Annotated in this window: 19 protein-coding genes, 2 tRNA genes and 1 pseudogene; 8 read left to right on the top strand and 14 right to left on the bottom strand. The window is 64.9% G+C overall.

What is annotated here, in order from left to right; all coding sequences use genetic code 11:
- Positions 1-29 precede the first annotated feature (29 nt).
- Positions 30-106, bottom strand: a tRNA-His gene (locus GGC65_RS05400).
- 114 nt (positions 107-220) lie between these two features.
- Here GGC65_RS05400 and GGC65_RS05405 point away from each other — a divergent pair.
- The gene (locus GGC65_RS05405) at positions 221-901 is read left to right on the top strand and encodes a prolyl hydroxylase family protein (protein WP_225940684.1); all 681 of its coding nucleotides are present in this window, start codon (positions 221-223) and stop codon (positions 899-901) included.
- A gap of 108 nt (positions 902-1,009) precedes the next feature.
- Here the strand turns inward: GGC65_RS05405 and GGC65_RS05410 are convergent, their stop codons facing one another.
- A complete protein-coding gene (locus tag GGC65_RS05410) occupies positions 1,010-1,756 on the bottom strand; it encodes an SIMPL domain-containing protein (RefSeq protein ID WP_192646226.1) in 747 nt (248 codons plus the stop codon).
- A gap of 134 nt (positions 1,757-1,890) precedes the next feature.
- Here GGC65_RS05410 and GGC65_RS05415 point away from each other — a divergent pair, with 134 nt between their 5' ends.
- Positions 1,891-3,666: an ABC-F family ATP-binding cassette domain-containing protein gene (locus tag GGC65_RS05415; protein ID WP_192646227.1), complete on the top strand. Its 1,776-nt coding sequence runs from the start codon at positions 1,891-1,893 to the stop codon at positions 3,664-3,666.
- 174 nt (positions 3,667-3,840) lie between these two features.
- Here the strand turns inward: GGC65_RS05415 and GGC65_RS05420 are convergent, their stop codons facing one another.
- Positions 3,841-4,323, bottom strand: a complete 483-nt coding sequence (locus tag GGC65_RS05420; protein WP_413052716.1) for a DUF6456 domain-containing protein — start codon at positions 4,321-4,323, stop codon at positions 3,841-3,843.
- Positions 4,324-4,411: 88 nt separating this feature from the next.
- Between GGC65_RS05420 and GGC65_RS05425 the strand changes: the two genes are divergently transcribed.
- A complete protein-coding gene (locus GGC65_RS05425; RefSeq protein ID WP_192646228.1) occupies positions 4,412-4,972 on the top strand; it encodes a helix-turn-helix domain-containing protein in 561 nt (186 codons plus the stop codon).
- A 106-nt stretch (positions 4,973-5,078) separates the two neighbouring features.
- Positions 5,079-6,248, top strand: coding sequence for a glycosyltransferase (locus GGC65_RS05430; protein WP_192646229.1), 1,170 nt, complete (start codon positions 5,079-5,081; stop codon positions 6,246-6,248).
- 64 nt (positions 6,249-6,312) lie between these two features.
- Here GGC65_RS05430 and secF read toward each other — a convergent pair whose 3' ends face one another.
- Genes secF through yajC form a run of 3 tightly spaced genes read right to left on the bottom strand, consistent with a single transcriptional unit; the run spans position 6,313 to position 9,304 of the window.
- Positions 6,313-7,293 carry a protein translocase subunit SecF gene (gene secF, locus GGC65_RS05435; protein WP_192646230.1) on the bottom strand — a complete coding sequence of 327 codons (981 nt, stop codon included), beginning with the start codon at positions 7,291-7,293 and terminating at the stop codon, positions 6,313-6,315.
- Positions 7,294-7,305: 12 nt separating this feature from the next.
- Positions 7,306-8,919, bottom strand: a complete 1,614-nt coding sequence (gene secD, locus GGC65_RS05440; protein WP_192646231.1) for a protein translocase subunit SecD — start codon at positions 8,917-8,919, stop codon at positions 7,306-7,308.
- Between the two features lie 55 nt (positions 8,920-8,974).
- Positions 8,975-9,304 (bottom strand): preprotein translocase subunit YajC, encoded by a 330-nt coding sequence (yajC, locus tag GGC65_RS05445; RefSeq protein ID WP_192646232.1) that lies wholly within the window; start codon positions 9,302-9,304, stop codon positions 8,975-8,977.
- Positions 9,305-9,560: 256 nt separating this feature from the next.
- Here yajC and GGC65_RS05450 point away from each other — a divergent pair.
- Both GGC65_RS05450 and GGC65_RS05455 read left to right on the top strand, forming a co-directional pair.
- Positions 9,561-9,637: transfer RNA gene (locus GGC65_RS05450), tRNA-Pro, on the top strand.
- A gap of 122 nt (positions 9,638-9,759) precedes the next feature.
- Positions 9,760-10,503, top strand: coding sequence for a sulfite exporter TauE/SafE family protein (locus tag GGC65_RS05455; RefSeq protein WP_192646233.1), 744 nt, complete (start codon positions 9,760-9,762; stop codon positions 10,501-10,503).
- A 36-nt stretch (positions 10,504-10,539) separates the two neighbouring features.
- On the opposite strand, the gene GGC65_RS05460 is transcribed toward GGC65_RS05455, so the two are convergent.
- Both GGC65_RS05460 and GGC65_RS05465 read right to left on the bottom strand, forming a co-directional pair.
- Positions 10,540-10,872: an EF-hand domain-containing protein gene (locus GGC65_RS05460; protein ID WP_192646234.1), complete on the bottom strand. Its 333-nt coding sequence runs from the start codon at positions 10,870-10,872 to the stop codon at positions 10,540-10,542.
- Between the two features lie 97 nt (positions 10,873-10,969).
- On the bottom strand, positions 10,970-11,947 hold the full coding sequence (locus GGC65_RS05465) for an NADPH:quinone oxidoreductase family protein (protein ID WP_192646235.1): 978 nt from the start codon (positions 11,945-11,947) through the stop codon (positions 10,970-10,972).
- A 72-nt stretch (positions 11,948-12,019) separates the two neighbouring features.
- Here GGC65_RS05465 and GGC65_RS05470 point away from each other — a divergent pair.
- Together GGC65_RS05470 and GGC65_RS05475 are read left to right on the top strand one after the other, a co-directional pair.
- Positions 12,020-12,333, top strand: a pseudogene (locus tag GGC65_RS05470) (putative peptidoglycan-binding domain-containing protein).
- A 67-nt stretch (positions 12,334-12,400) separates the two neighbouring features.
- Positions 12,401-12,814, top strand: coding sequence for a holin family protein (locus GGC65_RS05475; protein ID WP_192646236.1), 414 nt, complete (start codon positions 12,401-12,403; stop codon positions 12,812-12,814).
- Between the two features lie 100 nt (positions 12,815-12,914).
- Here the strand turns inward: GGC65_RS05475 and GGC65_RS05480 are convergent, their stop codons facing one another.
- The 6 genes from GGC65_RS05480 to speB all read right to left on the bottom strand — a co-directional run bounded on the left by GGC65_RS05480 (position 12,915) and on the right by speB (position 19,025).
- Positions 12,915-13,400: an SRPBCC family protein gene (locus GGC65_RS05480; RefSeq protein ID WP_192646237.1), complete on the bottom strand. Its 486-nt coding sequence runs from the start codon at positions 13,398-13,400 to the stop codon at positions 12,915-12,917.
- 11 nt (positions 13,401-13,411) lie between these two features.
- On the bottom strand, positions 13,412-16,057 hold the full coding sequence (alaS, locus tag GGC65_RS05485; RefSeq protein WP_192646238.1) for an alanine--tRNA ligase: 2,646 nt from the start codon (positions 16,055-16,057) through the stop codon (positions 13,412-13,414).
- 62 nt (positions 16,058-16,119) lie between these two features.
- Positions 16,120-16,860, bottom strand: coding sequence for a hypothetical protein (locus tag GGC65_RS05490; protein ID WP_192646239.1), 741 nt, complete (start codon positions 16,858-16,860; stop codon positions 16,120-16,122).
- A gap of 124 nt (positions 16,861-16,984) precedes the next feature.
- Complete coding sequence (locus GGC65_RS05495; protein ID WP_192646240.1) at positions 16,985-17,578, bottom strand: hypothetical protein; 594 nt, start codon at positions 17,576-17,578, stop codon at positions 16,985-16,987.
- On the bottom strand, positions 17,568-18,194 hold the full coding sequence (locus GGC65_RS05500; protein ID WP_192646241.1) for a glutathione S-transferase family protein: 627 nt from the start codon (positions 18,192-18,194) through the stop codon (positions 17,568-17,570). Before GGC65_RS05500 ends, GGC65_RS05495 begins: the two co-directional genes overlap by 11 nt.
- Before the next feature lie 9 nt (positions 18,195-18,203).
- Positions 18,204-19,025, bottom strand: a complete 822-nt coding sequence (speB, locus tag GGC65_RS05505) for an agmatinase (RefSeq protein WP_192646242.1) — start codon at positions 19,023-19,025, stop codon at positions 18,204-18,206.
- Positions 19,026-19,156: the final 131 nt, after the last annotated feature.

Consider the following 19,156-nt stretch of genomic DNA (forward strand, 5'->3'; position numbering starts at 1 on the left):
AAAGCGTCTATACGCGACGATAGAGAAAATGGGGCGACCAACGGGGCTCGAACCCGCGACCTCCGGTACCACAAACCGGCGCTCTAACCAACTGAGCTATGGTCGCCACATAAACGAAGAGAGCCGCACGAAGCGGCCTCGACAGCGCGCGGCGAATAGGCGCGCATCCCCCCGCTCGTCAAGCATTGTTCGCACGCGCTTCCCTGCTAAAAAGCGCGCCATGGCTGCGAATGAACATGTCGACATGGCGACCTCGGGCGCCGACCGGACCGCAGAGCGGCTCGCCGCCGTACCGGGAATCCGCCGCGCGCCGACACAAAAACTGCAACAGTTCATGCTGCCCGGCTTTCTCGACGCCGAAACCTGCGCCGCGCTGATGGCGCAGATCGACCGCGATGTCCGGCCTTCGACGATCGCCGATCCGAACGGCGACGAAGCGTTTCGCACGAGCACGACCTGCGACCTCGATCATCGCGACCCGCTGGTCATCGCGGTCAACAACCGCCTCCACGACCTCACCGGCATCCCGCGCGAATATGGCGAACCGATGCAGGGCCAGCGTTACGACGTCGGGCAGGAATTCAAGGCACACACCGACTATTTCGACCCGCACGGCGCCGACTGGGAAACCTATTGCGCGATCCCCGGCCAGCGTAGCTGGACGCTGATGATCTATCTCAACGAGCCCGCTGCCGGCGGCGCGACGCGATTCCTCGCAACCGGCAAGATGCACCAGCCGGAGGCGGGCAAGCTGCTCGCATGGAACAATATCCATCTCGACGGCACCGCGAACCCCGATACGCTCCACCACGGGATGAAGGTGCGCAAGGGCCGCAAATATATCATCACGAAATGGTTTCGCGAACGCCCTTGGCCATGGGCCGAAGGGGAGCTGGCCTAGCCAGCCACTAAAAATCCGTTCGCATCGAGCGAAGTCGAGATGCCCATCGGCATCTTACACCTTCACGGTGTCTCGACTTCGCTCGACACGAGCGGAACAGGTCAGTTCTTACTTCACCAACCGATACTGGAAGTTCAGCGTCAGCGTGTTGGCGACGCGGCCCGGCTCGACCGGGGTTGCCTTCGCCGAACCGGCATCCATCGCCATGCGAACCATCGGCATCGGCGGCTGCGGGCCAAAGCTGCCGCCCTCGCTGATCGACACCAGCTCGACGCCGCGGAAGCCCGCGAGACGCGCATAGTCCTGCGCTTTCGCCTCGGCCGCCTTGATCGCGGTGCCGCGCGCGCCGACGAGCTGCGCATCGGGGTCCTTCATGCCGAACGACGGGCCATCGATATTGGTGCCGCCGGCAGCGACCAGCGCATCGAGCAGCGAACCGATGTCTTCGATCTTCGACGTCGTCACGCGCACGCTGTTCGACACCTGATAGCCCAGGAAGCGCGGCGGCTGGCCGTCACCGCGGTTGTTATAGTCATATTGCGGCGATAGGTTGATACCGCTCGTCTGGATATCCTCGGCCTTGATCCCACGCGCTTTCACGGCGGCGATCAGCTTGTCCATCGCTGCGGCGTTCAGGCGCATCGATTCGACCGCGGTCGGCGCGGTCGTCGTCACACCGGCGCCGACGGTCGCCTGATCGGGACGCGAACGCACTTCCTCGCTGACCGAGAAGGTCAGGATCGGTCCTTGGGTCGTTGCTGCTGTCACCGTCGAACCTCCCTGCTGCGCGAGCGCGGGCGTTGCCGCCATCAGCGCCAGTCCGGTTGCCATAACGGCGAACAATTGCTTCGTCATTTCATTCTCCTGCGAACCGGGCTTCCGGCCCTTTGTGATCTCCGCCCCGTAACGCAGACGGAGCAGACCCGTTCCGGCCTTTGTGCGCAGCGCGCTTGCATGATGCTGAACGCGCCAGTAGCGAACCGTTCATCATGGCAGCACCGATTTTATCTTATGAAGGCCTCGGCCTTGTGCAGGGCAGCGGCTGGCTGTTCCAGGACCTCGACATTTATGTCGGCGAACGTGATCGGCTGGCGCTGATCGGCCGCAACGGCGCCGGCAAGACGACCTTGCTCAAGCTGCTCGCCGGCCAGATCGACGCTGACAAGGGCAAGCGCGTTATCGTGCCGGGCACGCATGTCGTGATGCTCGAACAGGAACCCGATTTTTCGGGCTTCGCGACGCTGATGGATTTCGCCGTCGCGGCGCCCAATGCGCCCGAGGCGCATGAAGTCTCCGCGATCGCCGACCAACTCGGTATCGACATGAGCCGGACCGCCGCCAGCGCCTCGGGCGGCGAACGCCGCCGCGCTGCGCTCGCCCGCGCGCTCGCCCAGAATCCCGACGTGCTGCTGCTCGACGAACCGACCAACCATCTCGACCTCGCCGCGATCGACTGGCTCGAAAGCTGGCTCGCGCGTTATACCGGCGCCTTCGTCGCGATCAGCCACGACCGCACCTTCCTCACGCGGCTCACGCGCCAGACCCTCTGGCTCGACCGCGGCAGCATCCGCCGCAAGGAAATCGGCTTCGGCGGCTTCGAGGAGTGGAGCGACGCCGTCGCCGCCGAGGAGGCGCGCGCCGCGCAAAAGCTCGACTCAAAGCTCCGGCTGGAAGCACATTGGCTAGAACGCGGCGTCACCGCGCGCCGCAAGCGCAACCAGGGTCGTCTCGAGAAGCTCAAGGAAATGCGCGCCACCCGCGCCGCGATGATCGGCGGCCCCGGTGTCGCCAAGCTCGGCCTCGCCAACGACGATGTTCGTTCGAAATCGGTGATCGTCGCCGAGAACGTGTCCAAAAGCTTCGGCGACCGTACGATCATCAAGAATCTCGACTTCCGCGTCCAGCGCGGCGACCGCATCGGCATCGTCGGCGCGAATGGCGCGGGCAAGTCGACCCTGCTCAAGCTGCTCACCGGCGAAATTCAGCCCGACAGCGGCAGCATCACCCTCGCCCCGACACTCGACGGCATTATCATCGACCAGCAGCGCAGCCTGCTCTCGCCCGACAAGCGCGTGCGCGACGTACTGGCTGACGGTGGCGACTGGGTCGAGGTGCGCGGCGTCAAAAAGCATATCCAGGGCTATCTCAAGGAGTTCCTCTTCGACCCCGGCGTCGTCGAGGCGAGCGTCGGCGCGCTGTCGGGCGGCGAACGCTCGCGCCTCCTCCTCGCGCGCGAGTTCGCTCGCGAATCGAACCTGCTCGTGCTCGACGAGCCGACCAACGACCTCGACCTCGAAACGCTCGACCTTTTGCAGGAGGTCATCGCCGATTATGCCGGCACCGTGCTGCTCGTCAGCCACGACCGCGACTTCCTCGACCGCACCGTCACCGTCACGCTTGGCCTCGACGGATCGGGCAAGGTCGACATCGTCGCCGGCGGCTATGCCGACTGGGAAGCGAAACGGGTCAAGCCGAACGCTGCCAAAGCCAAGGCTGCGACCGCCGCACCGCCACCTCCGCCGACCGCGCGCAAGAAATTGAGCTACAAGGACCAGCGCGACTACGATCTCCTCCCCGCCCGGATCGAGGAGATCGAAAAGGAAATGGCGAGCATCGAAACCGAGCTTTCCGACGGCACCCTGTTCACCCGCGACAATGCCCGCTTTACTGCGCTGACGGCAAAACTCGAGAAACTGCGCGAGGAAAAGGCCGCGGCAGAGGACCGTTGGCTCGCGCTGGCCGAAGAGGTCGAAGCGCTAGGATAAGCAAAGCTGAGCGTGTCCGTTTTGGGGTGGTGAGCCGCCCTATGTGAACCCCGGCGAAAGCCGGGGCCCAGTGCGGAAAAGCGCAAACTTGGTATTGGAATTCCTGGGCCCCGGCTTTCGCCGGGGTTCACATTTTCATCGGCCGAAACCGGTCGATACTATCTCACCGTCCCCTCACCCCGTCCTGTAAAACCGCGCCAGCCGGTCGAGCGCCAGGCCAAGCACCAGCTTGCCCGACCGCGCTGGCCACCCCAGCGCCTTTTCCGCGCCACCAATCCCCTCGCCGGCACAGATCACGCGCCAGCAGATGTCGGCGAGACCCGGCCCCGCCGCATCGAGCGCCGCATGAAAGCGCCGGTGTGCATCGATCCGGGCCAGCGATGCATCCGACGCCCGTGCACCACCACGACTTTTTCCCGGCGGCGCGGCATCCCAACGCATCGTAACGCGTGCCGACAGTCCGGCACGCTCATAATCGCGGCGCAGCGTTTCGCCCGCACCCAACTGCGCCGCCGTCAACAAACCGCGCGACGCCAGCCAAGCGATCGGGCTTTCGCCGATATTGACCGTTACGTGCCGCATCACCTGCGGCCCCGCCTTGCCCGGGTCGATCCGGTCGTCGGGATGAAGGCGCGTTTCGAGGCGGCGTGCAGTCATGCGATTCTCCTTTGCTTCACGCCGGGCTTGACACTGGATTATTTTGTAGGAAAGAAGAAACCGATTTGGTTATTTGAAAGCTATTGCAATGATCAACAGCATCCGTTCGGTCCGCCGCGCCAAGGGGCTGACGCTCGAAGAGGTCGGCCAGCGCTGCGACCCGCCGACCACCGCCCAGACGATCGGCCGCCTCGAAACCGGCACGCGTACGCTCTCGCTCGGCTGGATGAACCGCATCGCGGCCGCGCTCGGCGTCGACGCCGCTGAACTGGTGCAACTTCCCCAAGATACCCAGCTCACCATCACCGCGCACCTCGGCGCCGAGGGGGCACAAGCGCCGACGCGGGTCGAACAGGCGCTCACCGCGCGCCCGGGCGAGGATATGGTCGCGGTGCGCGTCACCTCGTCGATCGGCGACTATCGTGCGGGCGACGAAATCTGGTGCCGCCGGATCGAAGGCGACTGGGCGAGCGCGCTCAATCGCGACCTGCTCGTCCCGCGCCCCGCCGGGCGTTTCTTCTTCGCGCGCCTGCTCAACGTCGACGGCGAAAAACTCCACCTTCTCCCGCTCGGCACCGGCCAGCGGCAGCAGGTCGTCAGCAACCCGCCATGGGCCGCGGTTGCCGTCCGGCTGCTCCGCAGTCTCTAATCCCTGCCGTTCGTCCTGAGCTTGTCGAAGGACCGTCCTTTTCCCGGACGCCGAAAGGAAGAACAGTGCTTCGACAAGCTCAGCATCAACGGATGAGAGGGTGAGCATGAACACCTCCCTTCGCATCATCAGTATCGCAACGCTGTTCCCCGACGCCGCACGGCCGAACTTCGGCCTGTTCGTCGAGAAGAGCCTGCGCGCGCTTGCGGCGCAGCCGGGCATTGAATTGACGGTCGTCGCGCCGGTCGGCCTGCCCCCTTTCCCGCTGTCGCTCCACAAGCGCTATCGCGCGCTGCGCGATCTACCGCGCACGGAAGACTGGAACGGGCTCACCGTCCACCGCCCGCGCTTTACCCTGGTCCCGCGCATCGGCGCGCGCTTCAACCCTGCCAAGGTCAGCCGCGCCGTGCTGTCGGCCGTGCGCGGCCAACCCTTCGACGTCGTCGACGCCCAATTCTTCTATCCCGATGGGCCCGCCGCCATGCGCGTCGCGGACGCGCTCGGACTGCCCTTCTCGGCGAAAGCCCGCGGCGCCGACATCAGCCATTTCGGCCACGATCCGGCGACCGCGCCGCAGCTCCTCGCCGCAGCGAACCGCGCTGCGGGCCTGCTCGCGGTATCCGATTCGATGCGCGGCGAGATGGCCGCTATCGGCATCGATCCAGCGAAGATCGTCGTCCATTACACCGGCATCGACAGCGATCGCTTTTCGCCCGGCGACCGCGCCACGGCCCGCGTCGCGCTGGGAATGGATAGTGCCCCAGCGATCCTGACTGTTGGCGCGCTCATTCCCCGCAAAGGGCAAGCGCTGGCCATCGAAGCCCTACCCGCGCTTCCCGGCGTTCACTATTGGCTCGCGGGCGCGGGCGAGGCAGAGGGCCGCTATCGCGCGCTCGCACAGGAACTGGGCGTCACCGACCGCGTCCATTTCCTCGGCCCGGTCGCCAACGCCGACCTGCCGCAACTTTATCGCGCCGCCGATGCCGTCGTCATGCCGTCGGTCAGCGAAGGCCTCGCCAACGCTTGGGTCGAGGCGCTCGCCTGTGGCACCCCGATCGTGATCAGCGATGCCGGCGGCGCGGCCGAACTGGTGAGTTCGCCCATCGCCGGCCGGATCGCCCAACGCACGCCGGGCGCGATTGCCGAAGCAGTGCAAGCCATTCTCGCGAACCCTCCGTCACCGTCGGACGTTGCGGCCAGCCTCGGCGGCCGCTTTGATTGGGACCGCAACGGTCGCGAACTCGCCGCGCATTTTCGTCGCTGCGCCGGGCGCTAGATACGGCAACGCCGGCCCACTCTGCAGAGCGGGCCGGCGCCGATTTTACCGAAACGAAACCGCCTCAGACGACCGCGCCGTCGTCCTTGCGCTCGACGCGTTCGCCGCCTTCGATCCCCGCCGTCGTGCGCGGCACGAAGCTGTGCGGACCGACCTTCAGCCACACCAGCACCGGCGTCGACATCAGCACCGACGAATAGCCGCCGATGAACACGCCGAACAGCATCGCAGCGGTAAAGCCGAAAATCACGTCCGGACCGAAAATCAGCAACATTCCGAGCGCCAAGACCATCGCAACCGTCGTCATGACGGTGCGCGACAGCGTCTCGTTGATGCTGAGATTGAGGAGCGGAACGATCTCCATCTTGCGGTATTTTTTCAGATTCTCGCGAATACGGTCATACACAACGATTGTGTCGTTGAGCGAATAACCGACGATCGTCAGCAGCGCCGCGACGCTGTTCAGGTCGAACTGCATCTGCGTCACCGCGAACAGGCCGAATGTCAGCGACACTTCGTGAAACAGGCGGCCGAGCGCACCGACGCCGAACTGCCATTCGAAACGTATCCAGATATAGATCGAAATGCCGAGGATCGCGAGCCCGAGGCTGATCGCCCCGGTGCGGATCAATTCGCCCGACACCTTGCCCGACACGGTTTCGACCGATCCTGTCTTTGCGGTCGGAAAGGCCTTTTGAATGCCCGAGACCAGCTGCTGCCCCGCGCGTTCGGCAACGGACTTGTCGCCGTCGGGAAGCGCGGTGCGGATCGACACGGCCTTGTCCGACCCGAACTGCTGGATCGTCGCTTCGCCAAGGCCGATTTCGCCGACCTTTTCGCGAATTTCGTCGATTGGCGGCATCCCCTGGGTGAATTCGACGCGAACCGACTGGCCGCCGACGAAGTCGACGCCAAGGTTCAGGCCCTTCACCGCGACGAGCGCGATCGACACCGCCACGAGGAAAAAGCTCATGAAGGACGCCAATTTCCGCCACCGCAGGAAATCGATATTGGTGTCGTCGGGGACGAGTTTCAGCAAGCGCATCGTTTCGCTCCCTTAAATATTGATCGACGTCGGGCGCTTGGCCCGCAGCCAATGGGCTACGAACATGCGCGTGACGGTAACGGCGGTGAAGACGCTGGTGACGATGCCGATGGTCAGAACCACCGCAAAGCCCTTGATCGGGCCCGAACCGAACCAGAACATCAGCGCGGCGGCGATAACGTTGGTGACGTTCGCGTCGAAAATCGCGCGGCTGGCTTCCGAATAACCAAGCTCGATCGCCTGAAACACCTTTCGCCCGCGCTTCAATTCCTCGCGTATGCGTTCGTTGATCAGCACGTTCGCGTCGACCGCGGCGCCGATCGTCAGCACGAAGCCCGCAATACCCGGCAGCGTCAGCGTCGCATTGAACGCCGCCATCGTTGCAAGGATCAGGAAGACGTTAAAGACCAGCGCGACGCACGCATAGACGCCGAAGCGGCCATAGACGACGAGCATCAGCACCAGCACCGACACCGTTGCGATGATGCCCGCGATCGCGCCCTTGCGGATCGAATCGGCACCAAGCTCCGGCGTCACCGTGCGTTCTTCGACCACGGTCATCTTCACCGGCAGCGCGCCCGAACGGAGCGAAATGGCCAGCGCATTCGCGCTCGCAACGCTGAAGCTGCCCGAAATCTGCGCGCTGCCGCCGAGGATCGGTTCGTTGATCGATGGCGCCGACAACACCTTGCCGTCGAGCACCATCGCGAAGCGCTTGCCGACGCTCTGCGCGGTCACCTTGGCAAAGGTGCTCGAACCGCCCGAATCGAAACGGATCGAGACGACCGGCTGGTTGTTCTGCGGGTCATAGCTCTGCTTGGCGTCGATCAGCTGCTCGCCGCTGATCATCACCTGACGGCGCAGCACCTCGAATGCAGCGCCATTGCCCTCGCCTTCGGCATAGGGAACGATTTCGCTGCCGACCGGAACACGGCCCGCGGCCGCCTCGGCCGGGTCGGCGTTGGCGTCAACCATGCGGAACTCGAGCCGCGCGGTCTTGCCGATCAGCTCCTTCAGCGCCGCCGGATCCTGCAGGCCGGGGACCTGCACGACGACGCGGTCGTCGCCTTCGCGGATGATCGTCGGTTCGCGCGTACCCAGTGCGTTGACGCGCTTGTCGATGATGTCGCGCGCGGTATCCATCGCATTCGCCACCGCCTGTGCCTGTCCGGCGCCGGTCGGCGTCATCTCGATCCGCGTCGAATCGACGACGGTGATGTTCCAGTCGCGCTGACCCGTCAGCTGCGCGCCGCGCGTCTCGCTGAACAACCGTTCGCGGGCTTCATCGAGCTTCGCCAGGTCGCGGACAAGGAAGCTAATCTTGCCGCCTGTGGTCGACAGCTCACCGATCGCGATATCGTCGTCGGGCCCGCTTTCACCGCGCATCGCGGCGCGCACCGTCTTTTCCATGTTGGCGAGCTGCGTCTTGCGCAGGTCGTCGATGTCGGCTTCGAGCAGCAAGTGGCTGCCGCCGGCAAGGTCGAGGCCCAGATTGACCTTCGCCTGCAGGAAGGACGGCAGGCTGTTCACCGTCTTTTCGGGCAGGAAGCTTGGGATGGAGAAAATGATACCGAGCAGCAGGATGATGCTGATGCCGATGGTCTTCCAACGCGGGAAATCGAGCATGGTCTATTGATCCGATAGCAGGAGCGGACCCGCGACGGACGCGGGCGCCGCCGCGTCAGTCGTTGGCGGGCTTGCCGCCGGGCTGCAGAACGTCGGCGAGGGTCGACTTGACGACCTTGATCTTCACCCCCTGCGCGATTTCGACATCGACGAAATCATCGTCGACGCGCGTGACCTTGCCGACGATGCCGCCGCCGGTCACGACCTGGTCGCGCGGCTTGACCGCCGCGACCTTGTTGCGATGTTCCTTGGCGCGAACCTGTTGCGGGCGGATCAGGAAGAACCAGAACACCGCAAAGATCAGCAGATAGGGAACCAGCATCAGGAAACCGGCAGCCCCGCCGCCCGATCCGGCCGCCTGGGTCAGAAGCAATTGCGTCGACATGAATGAAAAACTTTCCGTTCGTAAGCAGCGCCGAATTCCCCTCCGGAACCGGCACGCAAATATGGCGCGGCGCCTATCACGCAGGGAAGATGCGCGCAACCGGTCGCTGCGCCCCGCCCCCACGGCAAGCGCGGCCGAAATGGGAATGATGCCCGCCAGATCAAGCCCGCGGCCCCGATCGATCGAAAGCGAGCCATCGCCGCTTGCATCGCCCGCCAACCCGCGCTAGGGGCCTCGCCTGCCCAACAGGGCCGGTCGGGACGTAGCGCAGCCTGGTAGCGCATCACACTGGGGGTGTGGGGGTCGGAGGTTCGAATCCTCTCGTCCCGACCAATTTACCTGATACTCTGACAGCGTCCTGACAGGATAGCGCGCCATCGGGGCCGGGCGCGGCGCGCCCTTGCGCCGCCGGCCATCAACGCGCGACATCGCGCACGAGCGGAGGGCGCACCGATATGCAGGCAGGCCTATTGATCGTTGCCGCCGCCTTCCTGACCTCCATCCTTTCGGGCATTTTCGGCATGGCGGGCGGCCTCGTCTTCATGGGCGTGCTCGCGTGGATTCTGCCGGTGACAACCGCCCTCGCGCTCCACGGCGTGATCCAGTTCGCATCGAATCTCTGGCGCGTCATACTCCACCGCGCGCATGTCGCCTGGCCGGTGCTGCTCTGGTTCGGGATCGGCGCCGCCGCATCGACCGGCTTTTTCTCGCTGGTGATCTTCACCCCGACCAAATTCTACGTCTTCCTCGGGCTCGGCCTGATGCCGATTCTCGTGTGGCTACCCGAACGCTGGCTCGCGCTCGACGCCAGCAACCGCTGGCACGCACTCGGCGGCGGCTTCGTCTCGACCGGCCTCGCGCTCGTCTCGGGCGTGTCGGGCCCGGTGACCGACCTGCTCTTCATCCATACGAAGCTGAACCGGCATCAGGTCGTCGCGACCAAGGCGGTGATGCAGGCGATCGGACACGCCTCCAAGATACTCGTCTATGGCGCGCTGCTGCTCAGCGCCTCGGCGCGCGAGATCATCCCGCTGTCGGTCACCGCGATCGCAGTGTTCGCGTCGATGGCCGGCATCATGGTCGGCGGCGCCATCCTCGACCGCATCAGCGATGCGCATTTCCGCGCCAGCCGCCGCTGGATCGTCACGATCATCGGCGCGACCTTCCTGTTTCAGGCGATCCAGATCGCGCTCGCCTGACGAAGGCGGGAAGCCCAAAGGCTCCCCGCATATCGGTTAATTTGCGTCCTGCGGCGTATCTTCGGCCGGCGGCGCTTCTGCCCGCGCCTTTTGCTTCGCGGCGAGTTCGGCCTTGTCGACCACGCCGTCGCCGTTGGCATCGAGGAACTTGATAAAGGCATCGATCCTTTCCGGCGACGCCTTCGCCGGATCGCCCTGCTGCTGCGCGCGCATTTCGGCCATTTTGGTGATTTCGGCCTTGTCGAGCTTGCCGTCGCTATTGGTATCGATCGCCGCGAACATGCGGCCATCGTCCTGCGGCGGCTGCGCGGCCGCGATGGCAGGAACCGCCAGGCCGATCGAAGCGGCAATCATCGTCAATTTCTTCATTCCATGTCCTTTGGTCATATCGGCAATAGCGCCGGGACGCCCCGGAGCGGACATGGCAGCTTGCGCGTCGCAAAACTATGGCGGCCACCTCGGCTCGTCACGGTTTCAGCACGACCTTGCCCACCACCTCGCGCCGTTCGAGCATGGCAAAGCCTTCGCGCCAGTCGGCAAGGTCGAGCGACGCATGGACGTGTGGGCGGATTTTCGCCGCCGCTGCCAGAGCGTCGATCGCCGCGACATTCTCCGCGCCGCGGTCGGGAAAGCGCCTTCCATATTCGCCGGCGCGCACCCCGACCACCGAGAAGCCCTTGATCAGCGGCATATTCACCGACACCTCGGGAATGCGGCCCGACGTGAAGCCGATAACAAGCAGGCGCCCGCCGAACGCGATGCAGCGCGTCGATTCGTCGAAGATGTCGCCGCCGACGGGATCGAAGATCGCATCGGCGCCCTTGCCGCTCGTCAGCGCCTTCACCTCCTCGCGAAACCCCGGTCCGGCGGAAATCACGGCATCGGGGACGTAGAGCCGCTCGATCGCTTCGCGCTTTTCCGTGCTGCTTGCCGCAGCGATCACGCGTGCGCCGAGCGCCTTCGCCAGATCGACCGTCGCCAGCCCGACGCCGCCCGCGGCGCCATGAACCAGCACCCACTCGCCCGGATCGACCCGCGCACAGCGGACGAGCGCGACATAGGCGGTCAGATACGCGACCGGATAAGCCGCCGCCTCGTCCCAGTTCAGCCGTTCGGGCTTCGCGCGCAGCGCTTGCGCCGGAACGACGCAATATTCGGCCATCGCACCGAAGCGATTGCCGCCCGCCACCGCATCGCCCGGGCTCCACGCGGTCACGCCCTCGCCCACCGCATCCACTTCGCCGGCAAATTCCAGCCCCGAAACAAAGGGCAGTTCGGGTTTCAACTGATAGTCGCCGCGCGTCATCAACAGGTCGGGAAAATTGATTGCCGCCGCGCGCACCCGCACCCGCACCTCACCCGCGCCCGGTTCGGGCAGCGGCACATCGGCCAGCCCTGCGCCGCGATGATCGGGCAGCAATTCGCGCACTTGCAACGCCCGCATGGCGAAAACCCTTTCCTACAATATTCCAATATGGTTCGTTTTTGTCGTTCAACCAACCAGAAGGAGCGAATCATGCCAAGACGCGATCCATCGACCTGCACGGCCGACGTTTTGATCGACGCCGTCATCGACCGCGAAGGGCGATATGTAAACCACCCTGCCGACCGTGGCGGGCCCACCTGTTGGGGCATCACCGAGGCGGTCGCCCGCGCACGCTGTCGGCGCTCGACGGCTTCCTGAAAGCGCGCGGCAAGGGCGGCGAAACCGTCCTCCTTCGCGCGATGGAGGCGCTGCAGGGCGAACGCTACATCGCGCTCGCCGAACGCCGCCCGAGCCAGGAGGCCTTTCTGTACGGCTGGCTCGCCAATCGCATCGGCGATGCCTGAACCCCTGAAAGAGGGGAGGTATGTAGCGTGACCTTTGTGACCTTCCGACCCAATAGGAGACACTGAAATGAGCATCATCGAAGGCCTGATCGGCCCGATCGCAAAGCTGATCGACAAGATCATCCCCGACCCCGAAGCGCGCGACCGCGCCAAGCTGGAACTGCTGAAGATGGAGGGCAGTCAGGAAATGGAAGCGATCCGCACGCGGATGACCGCGATCGTCGCCGAGGCGAACAGCGCCGACCCGTGGACCAGCCGCGCGCGGCCGAGCTTCCTCTATGTCATGTATGCGCTGCTGCTCTGGGCGATCCCGATGGGCCTGATCGCCGCCGCACGGCCCGAGATGGCAAAGGGCATCGCCGACGGCATGAACGCCTATCTCGCGGGCATTCCCGAGCCGCTCTACGCGCTCTTCGGGACGGGCTATCTGGGCTACACCGCCGCGCGGGCGTGGGGGAAAGCCAAGGGCGTCGAGGGCTAAATCAGCGTTCACATCCGTTCGTGCCGAGCTTGTCGAAGCACCGTTCTTCTTCAACGCCAGACGAAAGAACGGCCCTTCGACAGGCCCAGGCCGAACGGATTTAGGAGATCGTGCCTTCCACCACCCCCGCCAGATTGGCGAGCGAGCTATTCAGCCCTTCGACATGATCCTTCGCCGAAATCCCCGGCGGCACGTGATGCGCGTCGATCGTGACCAGCGTGCCGCCGCTCTGCCGCGAGAGATACCAGTGCATCTCCATCGTCCCCGAAAAGCGCGGATCGTCGGACTCGAATTCGACCTGCCATACTACCAGCCGCCCGTCGTCGAGCGTCGGGATATAGACTTCCACAACATCGCTGTCGTCGTCGCTCTTGGTCTCGACATCGGCATCGTCGAAGGTCAGCCGCATCAAAAAGCCGCCGCCCGCGCGCAGGTCGACATGCTCGAACGTCCCCGTCGCCCCTTCGGGCGGCAGCCATCGCGCGAGCTTCGCGGCGCTCGTGAACGCCGCAAAGACATCGACCAGCGGCGCGGCGATCAGCCGTTCGGCATGGTCGATGCGCCGCGTCTTCTTGGTCGGTTTCAAGTTCGTCGGTTTCAGGCGAGCGCGGCTTTGACCGCGGCAACGGCGTCGTTCGCCGCCCCGCCGTCGGGTCCGCCGCCCTGCGCCATGTCGGGCCGCCCGCCGCCGCCCTGCCCGCCGAGCGCCGCTACTGCGGCCTTGACGAGATCGACGGCACTCAGGCTGCCTGTCTTGTCTTCGGTGACGCCGACCGCGACCGAAGCGCGGCCGTCATTGACCGCGACAAGCATCGCGACGCCGCTGCCGACCTGCTTCTTCAGCCCGTCGACCGTGCCGCGCAGATCCTTCGGGTCGAGCCCGTCTACCACCTGCGCAAGGAACGCCGTGTCGCCGACCTGCTCGACCGCCGGTCCGGCGGCCGTGCCACCGCCTCCGCCCATCGCCAATGCCTTCTTCGCATCGGCCAACTCGCGCTCGGCCTTCTTCAGCGCTTCGGCCAGCTGCGCGACGCGCGCCGGCACATCGTCGGGCGACGTCTTGAGCGCCGCCGCCGCCGCCTTCAGCGCCTCGTCACGGCCGTTCAGCCACTGGCGCGCCGCATCGCCCGTCAGCGCTTCGATACGCCGCACGCCTGAAGACACCGCGGACTCGCTGATGATCTTGAACAAGGCAATGTCGCCCAGCGCCCGCACATGCGTGCCGCCGCACAGTTCGACCGAATAGCTATGATCGTCCGCCGCACCCATGCTGAGCACGCGCACCTCGTCGCCATATTTCTCGCCGAACAGCGCCAGCGCGCCCGCCGCGACCGCATCGTCGGGGGTCATCAAACGTGTCGTCACCGCCTCGTTGCCGCGGATCTGCGCGTTCACGTCAGCCTCGACGTCGGCAATCTCTTCGGGGGTAAGCGCCTTGGGATGCGAGAAGTCGAAACGGAAGCGGTCCTCGGCGACCAGGCTGCCCTTTTGCGTGACATGCCCGCCGAGACGGTTACGCAGCGCCGCGTGCACAAGGTGCGTCGCGCTGTGATTGGCGCGAATGCGGTCGCGTCGCGCGGCATCGACCGTCAACTGGACGGTATCGCCAACCTTCAGGCTACCCGCCTCCAGCTTCGCCTGATGCGCGTGCAGGCGCCCGAGCGGCTTGCTCGTGTCGCTGACCGACGCCTTCGCGCCTTCGAGCGTCGCGATCGTGCCGGCGTCGCCCATCTGGCCGCCGCTCTCGCCATAGAAAGGCGTCTGGTTGGTCAGCACGACCAGCTCGTCGCCGGCCTTGGCTTCGTCGACGGGCACGCCATCCTTGACGAGCGCGATGACCTGTCCCTCGCCCGCAGTCGCGCCATAGCCGGTGAATTCGGTGCTGCCATTGGCTTCGGCGAGGTCGAACCAGATTTCCTCCGACGCCTTCTGCCCGCTGCCCTTCCATGCCGCGCGCGCCGCCGCCTTCTGCTGCGCCATCGCGGCGTCGAAGCCCGCGCGATCGACCGCGATATCCTGCGTGCGCAGCGCGTCCTCGGTCAGGTCATAAGGGAAGCCATAGGTGTCGTAGAGCTTGAACGCGACGTCGCCGGGCAGCGTCGCGCCCGCACTCATGTCAACCGTCGCCTCGTCGAGCAGCCGCAGCCCCTTGTCGAGCGTCTGGCGGAACTTGGTCTCCTCGCGCTCCAGCGTTTCGGCGATCAGCGGCTGCGCGCGGATCAGCTCGGGATAGGCGGCGCCCATTTCGGCGGTCAGCGACGGCAGCAGCCGGTACATCAGCGGATCCTTTGCGCCGAGCAGGTGCGCGTGGCGCATCGCGCGGCGCATGATCCGGCGGAGCACATAGCCGCGGCCTTCGTTCGACGGCAGCACGCCGTCGGCGACGAGGAAGCTCGACGCGCGCAGGTGATCGGCGATCACCCGGTGGCTCGCCTGCGTCGCGCCCTCGGCGGGAACGCCGGTCAGGTCAACCGACGCCGCGATCAGCGCCTTGAAGGTGTCGGTGTCGTAATTGTCATGAACGCCCTGCAGCACCGCCGCGACGCGCTCCAGCCCCATGCCGGTGTCGATGCTCGGGCGCGGCAAGTCGACACGGTCGCCGGGACCGCGCTGGTCGTACTGCATGAACACGAGGTTCCAGATCTCGACGAAGCGGTCGCCATCCTCCTCGGGCGATCCCGGGGGGCCGCCCCAGATATGGTCGCCATGATCATAGAAGATTTCGCTGCACGGGCCGCACGGCCCCGTGTCGCCCATCGACCAGAAATTGTCGCTCGTCGCGATACGGATGATCCGCTCTTCGGGCAGGCCCGCGATCTTCTTCCACAGGTCGAACGCCTCGTCGTCGGTGTGATAGACGGTGACGGTCAGTTTCTCGGGCGCCAGCCCCCAGGTCTTGGTGACCAGGGTCCACGCATGATGGATCGCCTGTTCCTTGAAATAATCGCCGAAGGAGAAATTCCCCAGCATTTCAAAGAAGGTATGATGGCGCGCGGTAAAGCCGACATTATCGAGGTCGTTATGCTTGCCGCCGGCGCGCACGCACTTCTGCGACGAGGCCGCGGTGCTGTACGGCCGCTTTTCCAGCCCGGTGAAGACATTCTTGAACGGCACCATCCCGGCGTTGACGAACATCAACGTCGGGTCGTTGTACGGCACCAGCGGCGCCGAGGGTTCGATATGGTGGCCGGTCCCCGCGAAATAGTCGAGGAACGAGCGGCGAATGTCGTTGGTCGATGTCATGCGCGCGATCTAGTGTGGAACGGCGCGTTTCTCAAGCAAGAGATACGCGCCGTGCCGCTCACTTAGCGCTGACAGAGGCGGTTGAGCTCTTCGTCGGTAAAGCCTGCATCGTCGATCAGCGATTGAGAGATATAGCGCACATCATATTGCGAAATCTGATATTCGCCCTCGCGCACGCGGTAGAGCAAGATGCCGCCGCAGGTTCCAGCGACCCCGGGATGCGAGCTCAGCACCGCAAAATAGGCATAGGCGCCAGGATAGCTGGCGTCGGGCGGATTGTTCATCCAGCCATCAAGCCTCACCGAAAATTCGCCCGCCCCCGTCTGATGCATCTTCGCTTCATCGCTGAACCGCTTCATCTCGGCTGTGGTAGCTTCAAGTTGCGGATCCATCAGCTTCGCGAGCAATGCGCCATTGCCCGCGTCGAGATTGTCGACAAAGCGCTGCGCAAACCGCGTCGCCGCGGTCACCTCCGCCGCGCTCGCTTTCCAGTCCGCCGGAACGGGTTTGTACGGATCGGTCGCCGGATCGTAACAGGTGAAGGCCTGCCGGAAGTCCTTGATGATCGTGACACCGCGCTCGACGTCGATCTGATTGTCGAAAAAATAGCGGCCGAAGCGCACCTTTTTGGCTCCGCAGCGTTGCTCGGCGAGCAGCTTGATGCGATCGATAACCGGATCATATTGATCCGCATCGATCTTCGCCACGGTCGCCGAAAACCCCTTTCCCGGCACCGCGTCGATCTTGATTGCAGGCAAGGGCTGCGCGGACGCCATAAGCGCCGCGAGAAAAATAGTCGTCATGTAAATCCCCCAACGATTCCTTCGAACCGCGACCTCATGCCGCAAAGGTCGAAGATCCCCCCTTGCGGCACGCAGCCATCCTGTTGGGGAGAGCGCCGCGATGCAAGCGCAATTCTTAGTAGTCTCAGAAGTTTGTCGCGATTCCCTTGCCCAGATAACAGGGCAGTTGCCGCAGAACGTCGGCCTTGGGCACGCCGTCCTCGATCAGATCGGCCGGAACCTCCGACGTGTCGGTGCGTACGACGGTCCAACCGTCGGCGGGGGTCGCGCGGTGAACGACGACATAGCCGCAGTCCATTGTGCCATCCTTGCGGTCGCCGCGAAAATCGAACGCCGCGTAAAGTCCCGCCGGCTGCCCCGCCGGGTCGAGATACCAGCTCAGCCGCAGCGGGAGGATCTGCCCATCGGCCCACAAGGTCGCCCGTTTGCGCAGGTTCATTTCCCATTCGAGCCGCGGGTTCGCGGCCTGGAACGACAGACGAAGCATCGCATAGGCCGCCGCGAAATCGCGTTTCGCGAGCGCGAGTGTAAATTCGGCGAAGCGGTCTATCGCGCCTTCCTCATCGGACGGCCACGGTTTGAACGCGACGCCATCGGGCGCGACGATCTCGCGCTCCACCTCAGGCGCGAGCGTCGGCGGCGCGGCGATGGCGCTCGACACTCCGGCAACGAGGGCCGCCCCAAGGAAGAAAGCGCGGCCCCGGTGATCAATAGCCATAATAGGCGCCGCCCTTTTCACGCGCGCGCCGCCATGCCGGACGGTCGTGACATGCATTCACGAACGCCGCGAGCTTCGGATAACGCGGCGCCATGCCTTGCATGATCGCGATCTCGGCGGGGAAGCTCAGCATGATGTCGGCGGCCGACAGGCTGTTGCCGATGAAATGGCCATTTTCGCCGACGCGGCTCTCCATATAGGCGAAGTGCGAATCGAGCTGCTGCGCGATGCGCGGCTCGATCGGCGCTGCAGCCTCGCCGAGCCGAGCGGTGTAGATCCGAAGCAGGATCGGCGTCATCGCGGATCCTTCGGCAAAATGCAGCCATTCGAGATGGCTGATGTGATCGTCGGTGCCGCGTTCGGGAACCAATGCGCCGCCGCCGTGCCGCTCGCACAGATATTCGGTAATCGCGCCCGATTCGGTGACGACCCTGCCATTGTCTTCGATCACCGGCGACTTGCCGAGCGGATGGACTGCGAGCAGTTCGGGCGGCGCGAGGTTGGTCACCGGATCACGGTCGTAATATTTGATCTCGTACGGCGCGCCGATTTCCTCGAGCAGCCACAAGATGCGTTGCGACCGGCTGTTGTTCAGATGGTGGACGATCAGGCTCATGGCGCTCTCCTATGTGGCAATCTGCGGGGTTCCGTTGCGGTCGATCAGCGCCGCCAGTTCGCGAACGAGCTTGGCACCAAGGATCGCAGTGACATCGCCAATATCGCGGCCGGGATGAAGCTCGACGATATCGGCACCGACGATCGGCGCGGTCTGCTTGTGGAGCACCGCCAGCACCTCGCGCACTGTCAGCCCGCCGGGCTCGGGATGCGCGACGCCCGGCGCCGCCGACGGGTCGAGCCCGTCGAGGTCGATCGAAATATAGAGCGGTCCTTCCAGCACCGGCACGCGGTCGGGCGTAAAGTCCATCATCGGAATAATCTCGACGCCGAAACGCGCAGCCTGTTCGCGGCAATGATTGTTCAGCGTCCGAATCCCCACCTGCACCAGCCGCTTGGCATGACCCGCCTCGCAGATGCGCGCAAAGGGCGAAGCGTGGCTGCGCGGATTGCCGGCAAAATCGTCATAGAGATCGGGGTGCGCGTCGAAATGCAGGATATTCACGGGCCCGAAGCAGGTCGCCGCGGCCTCGACGAGCGGGAAGCTCACCGCATGATCGCCACCGAGCGCGAGCGGAACTTCCCCATCTTCGCGTACCATGGCCAGATAGCGGCGGATCGCAGCGTCGTCGTTCGGCGTATCTTCGTTCAGCGGCAGGTCGCCGTCGTCGGTGAGCGCGATATCGGTGCCGATTTCGGCGCCGAGCTCGCTCGCCATATTGCCGCGGTCGCTCCAGAGAGCATTGCGGATCGCGGCGGGACCGGCAGCGGCGCCGCGTTCGAAGCTGCTGTTGATATCGGTTGGAAGGCCGAAGAGGCGGATCGCGGACATGCGCAGCTTGTAGCCGCTGGCAGGAGTGGCGCAAGGATCAACGGCGGGCGGGCCGACTGCAGGGGAGAGATGCAGATAACCCCAAAGGGGCAAGGAGGGGGTCGAAGGCCCGCCGCCGTTAGCCGGCCGAT

Source organism: Sphingopyxis sp. OAS728, assembly GCF_014873485.1.
Taxonomy (GTDB): domain Bacteria; phylum Pseudomonadota; class Alphaproteobacteria; order Sphingomonadales; family Sphingomonadaceae; genus Sphingopyxis.